Consider the following 1,509-nt stretch of genomic DNA (forward strand, 5'->3'; position numbering starts at 1 on the left):
GCGACCGAGGTGGTCGTGGTCTCGATCGGGGTCAAACAGGCGCAGGAGACGCTCAGGAACGCGCTCGCGATGGGGGCCGACCGCGCCATCCTGATCGAGGCGGCCGCCGACGTTCACACCGATATCGAGCCGCTCGCGGTGGCGAAGCTGCTCGCGGCGGTGGTGAAGGAAGAGGCCCCGGGCCTTGTCCTGTGCGGCAAGCAGGCGATCGACAACGACATGAACGCGACCGGCCAGATGCTGGCGGCGCTTCTGGGCCAGGCCCAGGCCACGTTCGCCAGCGAGTTGTCGATCGAGGGCGATAAGGCCCAGGTCACCCGCGAGGTGGACGGCGGGCTTCAGGTGATCAGCGTGAAGCTGCCGGCCGTGGTGACGGTCGATCTGCGGCTGAACGAGCCGCGCTATGCCAGCCTGCCCAACATCATGAAGGCCAAGGCAAAGCCCCTGGCGGCGAAGACGCCCGCCGATTACGGCGTGGACGTCAGCCCGCGGCTGACGGTGGTGAAAACCACGGAACCGGCCGGCCGCAAGGCGGGGGTGCGGGTCGGCTCGGTCGACGAGCTGGTGGCGAAGCTGAAAGACGAAGCGGGGGTGATCTGATGGCCGTTCTCCTGATTGCGGATGTGAACGAGGGGCAGCTTGCCACCGATTCGGTTGCCAAAGCGTTGACGGCGGTGGCGTCCCTGGGCGAAATCCACCTGCTGGTGGCGGGCCCGGCGGAAGCGGCGGCGGAAGCGGCGACGCTCTCGGGCGTGGCGAAGGTGCTGCACGCCGGGGACGCGGCCTTCGGCCATGGTCTCGCCGAGCCGCTGGCGGCGCTGGTGGCCTCGTGCGCGGGCGGCTACGGCCATATCGCGGGCGCGGCGACGGCGTTCAGCAAGAACGTGCTGCCGCGGGTGGCGGCGCTGCTTGATGTGATGGTGATCACGGATGTGACCGCCGTTATCGATTCCGAAACCTTCGAGCGGCCAATCTATGCCGGCAATGCGATTCAGACGGTGAAATCGGGTGATTCGACGAAGGTGTTCTCGGTCAGGACCGCCAGCTTCGCGGCCGCGGGTGCGGGCGGCTCCGCGCCGGTCGAGGCGGTGACGGGCGATGCGGGCGGCGATCTCTCGGCTTTCGTCGAGGACCGGGTGGCGGCCTCCGACCGCCCCGAGCTGACGAGCGCGAAGATCGTGGTCTCGGGGGGCCGCGGGATCGGCTCGAAAGAGAGCTTCGCGATCATCGAGGCGCTGGCGGACAAGCTGGGCGCGGCGGTCGGCGCCAGCCGCGCCGCGGTCGACTCGGGCTATGCGCCGAACGACTGGCAGGTGGGCCAGACCGGCAAGGTGGTGGCGCCGGACCTCTATGTCGCGGTGGGGATCTCGGGCGCGATCCAGCATCTGGCGGGGATGAAGGATTCGAAGATCATCGTCGCGATCAACAAGGACGAAGAGGCCCCGATCTTCCAGGTCGCAGACTACGGCCTCGTCGGCGACCTCTTCACACTCGTCCCGGAACTCACAG

At 68.5% G+C, this 1,509-nt stretch carries 2 protein-coding genes; both read left to right on the forward strand.

What is annotated here, in order from left to right; genetic code table 11:
* Positions 1-600, forward strand: a 600-nt coding sequence (locus XINFAN_RS00200; protein ID WP_148087128.1) for an electron transfer flavoprotein subunit beta/FixA family protein, incomplete at its 5' end; no start/stop codon positions are given.
* The coding region (locus XINFAN_RS00205) for an electron transfer flavoprotein subunit alpha/FixB family protein (RefSeq protein ID WP_124084567.1) at positions 600-1,509 on the forward strand (910 nt) is incomplete at its 3' end. The genes XINFAN_RS00200 and XINFAN_RS00205, both read left to right, overlap by 1 nt.

It is taken from the genome of Pseudogemmobacter humi (genome assembly GCF_900609055.1).
GTDB classification, from domain to species: domain Bacteria; phylum Pseudomonadota; class Alphaproteobacteria; order Rhodobacterales; family Rhodobacteraceae; genus Pseudogemmobacter; species Pseudogemmobacter humi.